Annotated in this window: 7 protein-coding genes; all 7 read left to right on the top strand. The window is 57.5% G+C overall.

What is annotated here, in order from left to right; translation table 11 throughout:
• A partial coding sequence (locus U1A24_RS04335; RefSeq protein ID WP_322320751.1) for a YjbH domain-containing protein occupies positions 1 to 1,983 on the top strand: 1,983 nt, incomplete at its 5' end.
• Entirely contained in the window at positions 1,980 to 2,624 is a 645-nt protein-coding gene (locus tag U1A24_RS04330; RefSeq protein WP_304796670.1) for a YjbF family lipoprotein, read from the top strand. The genes U1A24_RS04335 and U1A24_RS04330, both read left to right, overlap by 4 nt.
• 76 nt (positions 2,625 to 2,700) lie before the next feature.
• A complete protein-coding gene (locus U1A24_RS04325; protein ID WP_304796673.1) occupies positions 2,701 to 2,940 on the top strand; it encodes a hypothetical protein in 240 nt (79 codons plus the stop codon).
• A 192-nt stretch (positions 2,941 to 3,132) separates the two neighbouring features.
• Positions 3,133 to 3,738: a ribosome maturation factor RimP gene (rimP, locus tag U1A24_RS04320; RefSeq protein ID WP_304796676.1), complete on the top strand. Its 606-nt coding sequence runs from the start codon at positions 3,133 to 3,135 to the stop codon at positions 3,736 to 3,738.
• 16 nt (positions 3,739 to 3,754) lie between these two features.
• Positions 3,755 to 5,362: a transcription termination factor NusA gene (gene nusA / locus U1A24_RS04315; protein WP_305251601.1), complete on the top strand. Its 1,608-nt coding sequence runs from the start codon at positions 3,755 to 3,757 to the stop codon at positions 5,360 to 5,362.
• Between the two features lie 23 nt (positions 5,363 to 5,385).
• Positions 5,386 to 6,030: an RNA-binding protein gene (locus tag U1A24_RS04310; protein ID WP_322320750.1), complete on the top strand. Its 645-nt coding sequence runs from the start codon at positions 5,386 to 5,388 to the stop codon at positions 6,028 to 6,030.
• On the top strand, positions 6,027 to 6,769 hold a 743-nt coding region (locus tag U1A24_RS04305), incomplete at its 3' end, for a translation initiation factor IF-2 associated domain-containing protein (protein WP_322320749.1). The genes U1A24_RS04310 and U1A24_RS04305, both read left to right, overlap by 4 nt.

The raw sequence follows: 6,769 nt of genomic DNA, 5'->3' as shown, positions 1-6,769 counted from the left end.
TCGGGCAGCTTTCGGTTCCAGGGGATTCGTGATTGGAACAAGGTTCTTTGCTGCGATGGCGTGAACCAGTTTGAAACGTACTACGACCGCTCGTTTGATCTGCGATACAAGATCCTTGATGAAGGGCGCTATCTGCCAGCGATCGCTATTGGCCTGCAGGATTTTGTGGGAACGGGCGTGATCGCGGGCGAATATGTGGTCGCGACCAAGCATGTTACCCCTGATGTAAAGGTTTCAGCCGGTTTGGGCTGGGGACGTCTGGGCAGTTTTCAATCGATCGGCAGTCCTTTGGGTGACCGGCCCGAACTGGTGATCGGCAAGGGTGGGAATTTCAATTTCGGCCAATGGTTCCGTGGCCCTGCGGCACCCTTTGCCGGTGTTGAATGGCAGATAAACGACCAGTGGACGGCCAAGGCAGAGTATTCCTCTGACGCTTACGACGAAGAATCACGGGTGCGTGGCACGTTTGACCGGCGTAGCCCGCTGAACTTCGGGGTCGAATACCAGCGCAACGAGTCTTTGCGGGTCGGCGCCTACTACATGTCTGGCAGCGAATTCGGGATCGCCGCGCATTTCATCATGAACCCGAAGAAGCGTGCGGGCGGCGGTATCGCAACATCTGCGCCCGATCCGGTCGACCCCCGGCCATCGCGCGGCGCCAACCCTGAGGCATGGTCGACCACTTGGCTGGGACAACCAGAGGTCCAGAACACGCTGCGGGTCCGTTTGACGCGCAGACTGGAAAAGGATGGGGTTCAGGTCGAATCGGTGCGGTTTGACGGGTCTACGGCGTATGTCCGTATCCGAAATCTGACCGTCGACGCCGAAGCGCAGGCCGTGGGTCGCACGGCGCGCGCCCTGACAAAGGTGGCCCCCGCTTCGGTCGAGCAATTTGTGATCGTGCCAATGGTCAACGGGATGCCGGTTTCACAGGTCGTGCTGCAGAGATCTGACATCGAAGCGCTGGAGTTTGACACCCAAGCAGGTGAAAAAATCCTTGCGCGGGCCCAGATCCTGTCCGCGCCGGCCGTGTTGAACGACGGTATCCGCGATCCTGAGGCCTACCCCAAGTTCACCTGGTCGTTGGTGCCGATGGGGCGATTGCGGGTGTTTGACCAAAACTCCCCATTCAAAGCGGGCGCCGGGCTGGAGTTGAACGGGCGGTATGAAGTGACGCCGGGGCTGATCCTCAGCGGATCAGTATCGAAGTTCTTGTTCAGCAATCTTGACGATCGTCCGCCGTTGCCCGAGCGGGGTCGGCTTCAGCCGGTCCGGTCGGCAAACTATTTTTACGATCGCGACGGTGATCCGGCTATCGAGACCCTGGCGCTGACCTATTATCGCAAACTTGCGCCTGAACTCTATGGCCGCATGTCGCTTGGCTATCTGGAGCGGATGCATGGCGGTTTGTCCACAGAAGTGCTTTGGATGCCAACGGCTCGTCGCTGGGCAATCGGGGCCGAGGTAAACTACACGGCTCAACGGTCCCCCGATCAGCGGCTTGGCTTTTCACTTCCGGTTGATATGTATGAAACGGACCTTTGTACACCAGACTTTGCAACCGCAGCATGCGGTGCGCGCAACAGCTATCGGGTCGTGACCGGTCATGTGTCGGGGTACTATAAGTTTGACAACAATTTTCACGCTCAGGTTGATATTGGCCGCTATCTGGCAGGGGATGTCGGGGCGACGCTTTCGTTGAAACGAGAATTTGACAACGGCTGGAAGGTTGGGGCGTTTGTGACAAAAACCAATGTCTCTGCCGAAGACTTTGGCAGCGGGTCGTTTGACAAGGGTATAACGGTTGAGGTGCCTTTCGCGTCTTTGTTGGGCATACCAAGCACCAAGACCAGAACAACAGTGTTGCGGCCCTTTGGGCGTGATGGTGGGCAAAGACTGGATGTCGACGGACGGCTTTACGAAACCGTACGCGGCTATCGCGCCGATGGCTTGACCGAGCAGTGGGGACGGTTCTGGAAATGAAATTTGTTCCTGCGATTATTGCAGTATTCGCTTTTGCAGCCTGTGGAAATGAAGCTGGCTCAGTTGGTGGAGGCGAAATTGCCAAATCACTGCTGACGGCCTCTACCGCCAAGCTCAAGGGTGCCGCGCCTGCTGATCTTGGCCTGACCCGCGAAGCGCTTGAACAGGTGGAGACGCCAGTGTTGCTTGCGACCATTGACAGTCGGGGTCAGCAGGCCTTGCTTGGAGAAGTTCAGCAGAACCAAGGTGTTGCAACTTGGTCCACGCTTGATGACGTGACTGTATCATTCCGAAATGGTGTTATTGTTGCAACACGGGGTTTGGGCAATGATCTGATGGCTTCAGATGGTTTGGCCGTTTCCAGGCAGGCGGGGACCAAATCCCGTATTTACACTCACCTGGATGGCGAAGACAAATCCGTCCGGCGCCGTTTTAGCTGCAACGTGTTGCCGCGCGGATCGGAAGTTATTGAGATTGTGGAGGTTTCCTACACAACATTACGTGTCAGCGAAAACTGTTCTGCTGATGGGGCGGTGTTCCAGAATGACTACTGGTTTTCATCTGATCAAAAAATACGCAAATCGCGCCAATGGATTAGTGACGATGTGGGATATTTAACAGTTGAGGATCTTCGCCGCTGATCGACTTGCTGGGGGCTTTTATGCTGGCCCAGTTTATGCTAGCTACAACCCAATAGTTTACAAACGGAGAGTTCCTATGTCGCGTATTACTGCTTTTGTTACGGCTCTTGCTCTGGCTGCATCGGTTTCCGCTGCTTCCGCCGGTGGCATGGGCGGCGTCGCTGAAGAAGAAGAGCCAATCGTTATTGTTAAGCGCGGTTCGTCGTCTTCCGTGCCAGTGATGGCTGGCGGTTTGGGCGCTGGCGCGGTTGTCGGTGGCGTGGTTGCGCTGGCTGCGATTGCAGCTATCGCAAAATCGTCTTCGGGCAGCCACTGATCTTTGATCATCTGAACAGGGCCCGCTTCGGCGGGCCTTTTTTCGTTTCAAGGCGCCGGGTGGTGCTGGTTTCGCCCTTGCAAGAATCCTGTTTGAGGGGTAAAGACACTTAACAGCGGTTTTGGGGTCCACACCCGAAGCTACCGAAAGAAGTTCCCGGGCCGCTTGGCCCGTTTTTTGTTTTTGGAAATCATGACCGATCTTATCGCCAAAACTGCCATTGATCGCCGCCTTGCCAGCATCATCACACCTGTCATCGAGGGGCTGGGGTTTGAGCTGGTGCGCGTGCGCCTGATGGGGGGCAAGACCCGCATCCTTCAAATCATGGCCGACCGCCCTGATGGTGGGATCGTGGTTGAAGACTGCGCCACGATCTCAACTGCCGTTTCGGCGGTCCTGGATGTCGAAGACCCGGTAGAAGAAAACTATGTTCTCGAAGTATCGTCTCCGGGCATTGATCGGCCGCTGACCCGTCTCAAGGATTTTGAGATGTGGAAGGGTTGGGAAGCACGGATCGAGACGACTGAACTGATCGACGGCCGCCGCCGTTTTAAGGGTGCGCTTGCGGGTGTTGAGGATGAAGAAATTCTGATCTTGATTGAAGAAGGCGGCGAAGAGGTAACCATCGGGTTGCGGTTCGACTGGCTGTCTGATGCCAAGCTGATGCTGACAGACGACCTGATCGCCGAGATGCTGCGCCAGAAAAAGGCCAGCGGCAACTTTGACGAATCAGAGTTCGACGAGATTGAACAATCCGAAGGCGAGGAAGAAGACCCCGCCGAAGAAACCAAACACTAAGACCGGGAGTTGACCGATGGCGATTACCTCTGCCAACCAGCTTGAGCTTCTTCAGACTGCCGAAGCGGTGGCCCGTGAGAAGATGATCGACCCGGATCTGGTGATCCAGGCGATGGAAGAAACGCTCGCTCGTGCCGCCAAGTCGCGCTACGGCTCTGAGCTGGATATCCGTGTGAACATCGACCGCAAGACCGGTCGCGCCACCTTTGCCCGCGTGCGGACGGTGATGGAAGATGATCTGATCGAGAATCACCACGCACAGCTGACTGTGAAGCAGGCCAAGAATTATCTGGCTGACCCGCAGATTGGCGACGAGGTCATCGACGAAGTTCCTCCGGTTGATCTGGGCCGTATTGCTGCGCAATCGGGCAAGCAGGTGCTGTTGCAGCGCGTGCGCGAGGCCGAGCGTGATCGTCAGTACGAAGAGTTCCGCGACCGCAAAGGAACGATCATCAACGGCGTGGTCAAGCGCGAAGAATATGGCAATGTCATTGTCGATGTTGGCCGCGGCGAGGGTATTTTGCGCCGTAACGAAAAGATTGGCCGCGAAGCGTATCGCATCGGCGATCGCATTCGTTGCTTTATCAAGGATGTGCGCCGCGAAGTGCGTGGTCCGCAGATCTTCTTGTCGAGGACCGATCCGCAGTTCATGGCCGAGTTGTTCAAGATGGAAGTGCCGGAAATCTATGACGGTATCATCGAGATCAAGGCTGTGGCCCGTGATCCTGGTTCGCGCGCCAAGATTGCCGTGATTTCCTATGACAATTCGATTGATCCGGTCGGCGCCTGCGTTGGTATGCGCGGCAGCCGGGTTCAGGCGGTGGTCAATGAGTTGCAGGGTGAGAAAATCGACATCATCCCGTGGAATCAGGATCAGGCGACGTTCCTTGTGAACGCGTTGCAGCCAGCCGAAGTGTCGAAAGTTGTGATCGACGAAGAAATCGGCAAGATCGAAGTTGTGGTGCCCGATGAGCAGCTGTCTTTGGCCATTGGCCGTCGTGGTCAGAACGTGCGTCTGGCAAGCCAGTTGACGGGTCTGGACATCGATATCATGACAGAAACCGAGGAATCAGCGCGCCGTCAGGCCGAATTCGCCGAGCGCACCAAGCTGTTCATGGAAGCGCTGGATGTTGATGAGATGATGGCGCAACTTCTGGTGTCCGAAGGGTTTACTAACCTGGAAGAAGTTGCCTATGTCGACGCGGATGAGCTGTTGTCTATCGACGGGTTTGATGAGGGCACGGCGGCAGAACTGCAGGCCCGCGCCCGCGACAATCTGGAAGAACAGGCCCGCAAGGCGCTTGAAAATGCGCGCAACATGGGTGTTGAAGAAAGCCTGATCAACTTTGAAGGGCTTACCCCGCAGATGCTGGAGGCACTGGCCAAAGACGGCATTAAGACGCTGGAAGACTTCGCCACCTGCGCTGATTGGGAACTGGCAGGCGGCTGGACCACTGAAAACGGACAGCGCAAGAAAGATGATGGTATTCTGGAGACGTTTGACGTGAGCCTTGAAGAAGCCCAAACCCTTGTCATGACGGCACGCGTCATGCTGGGCTGGGTGGACCCTACCGAAATGGAACCGGCAGCCGACGACGCCGAATCTGCGGAGGCCGAGGCCTGATCTCAGGCCTCGGAGCAACGCGCATGACGCGTGGCGGGCAGAAAGACTCGCGCGATGAACCGGAACGCAAATGCATCGTTTCCGGGGAAAGCCAGCCAAAAGCGGGATTGATCCGCTTTGTGCTGGGGCCAGAAGATATGATCGTTCCGGATATTCAGGGGCGGCTGCCCGGTCGTGGGATCTATGTTTCTGCGGATCGTGACGCATTGGCTAAAGCGGTGAAGAAGAACCTGTTTTCACGGGCTGCGCGTCAGCCGGTGAAAGTGCCTGATGATCTGCCCGATATGGTCGAGCGGCTCTTGGTGCAGCGGGTGATCGACCTTATATCGCTGGGACGGAAAGCCGGTGACGCGATTTGCGGCTATGAAAAGGTGAAAGAGTGGCTGATCAAGGGTCAGGCACGAACGCTGATTCAGGCCAGTGATGGTTCAGAACGCGGGAAAGACAAGCTCCGCCCACCAAATGGGCGAGAAACCCTGATTTCCTGTCTTACGGCAGGGGAAATGGGTTTGGCATTCAGCCGCGAACGTGCGATACACGCCGCGCTTGCGGCTGGTGGACTCAACAACCGTGTTGTAGAGGAAGCGGCAAGGCTTGTCGGCCTGCGTGGGGCAGATGACAAGCAGGTCGGCGACATGATCGCCGGGAAGGATACGAAGGACGCATGAGCGATACAGACGGCAAAAAACCCCTCGGTTTGGGTGGCGCACCTCGTTCCGGTCAGGTGAAGCAAAGCTTCAGCCACGGCCGGACGAAAAGCGTCGTGGTTGAAACGAAGCGCAAGCGCGTGGTCGTTCCCACAAAGCCGGGCGCAGCCGGTGCAACAGGCGCGGGCGGAGGGTCACCAAATCTCGGCGATCCGGCCAAGCGGCCTGCGGGAATTTCCGACGCCGAGATGGAGCGTCGCCTGACCGCATTGCGCGCCGCCAAGGCGCGCGAAGTTGCGGACAATGAGCGTCGCGCTGAGGATGAGCGTCAACGCGAAGAAGATCGTCAGCGTCGCCGCGAAGAAATCGAGGCGAAAGAGCGCGAGGAGCGTGAGCGTCTTGAGGCATTGCGCCTGAAGGCCGAAGAAGAAGAACGCACCGTGCGTGCCGAAGCTGATGCGCGTGTCGCAGCGGCTGCACAGCGCAAGGCTGATGTTCTTGGGACGCGCCCACGGTCCAACGAAAAGCCGGCCGAGGCCAAGTCCGGACCTGCGACCCCTGCACCGGCTGACGCGCCGACCAATCGCAATCAAGATGCGACCGGACCGCGCGGCGTTGCTGCCAAGGCTCCGCTCGCCCCTACGCCACAGCGTAAAACTGATCGTGAGCGCGAAGAGCGTGAACGCAGCGCCAAGGCAAAGGGTGATGATAACCGTCGTGGTGGCAAGCTGACCCTGTCGGCCGCGCTGAACGGCGAAGG

Origin of the sequence: Cypionkella sp., assembly GCF_034376685.1 — a bacterium.
Lineage (GTDB): Bacteria > Pseudomonadota > Alphaproteobacteria > Rhodobacterales > Rhodobacteraceae > Cypionkella.
This window is presented reverse-complemented; position numbering and strand designations above follow the sequence as displayed.

What these genes read in the sequence shown, in the direction of transcription:
- U1A24_RS04330 (WP_304796670.1), top strand. Translation starts at nt 1,980, where the DNA reads ATGAAATTTGTTCCTGCGATTATTGCAGTATTCGCTTTTGCAGCCTGT.
- U1A24_RS04325 (WP_304796673.1), top strand. Translation starts at nt 2,701, where the DNA reads ATGTCGCGTATTACTGCTTTTGTTACGGCTCTTGCTCTGGCTGCATCG.
- rimP (WP_304796676.1), top strand. Translation starts at nt 3,133, where the DNA reads ATGACCGATCTTATCGCCAAAACTGCCATTGATCGCCGCCTTGCCAGC.
- nusA (WP_305251601.1), top strand. Translation starts at nt 3,755, where the DNA reads ATGGCGATTACCTCTGCCAACCAGCTTGAGCTTCTTCAGACTGCCGAA.
- U1A24_RS04310 (WP_322320750.1), top strand. Translation starts at nt 5,386, where the DNA reads ATGACGCGTGGCGGGCAGAAAGACTCGCGCGATGAACCGGAACGCAAA.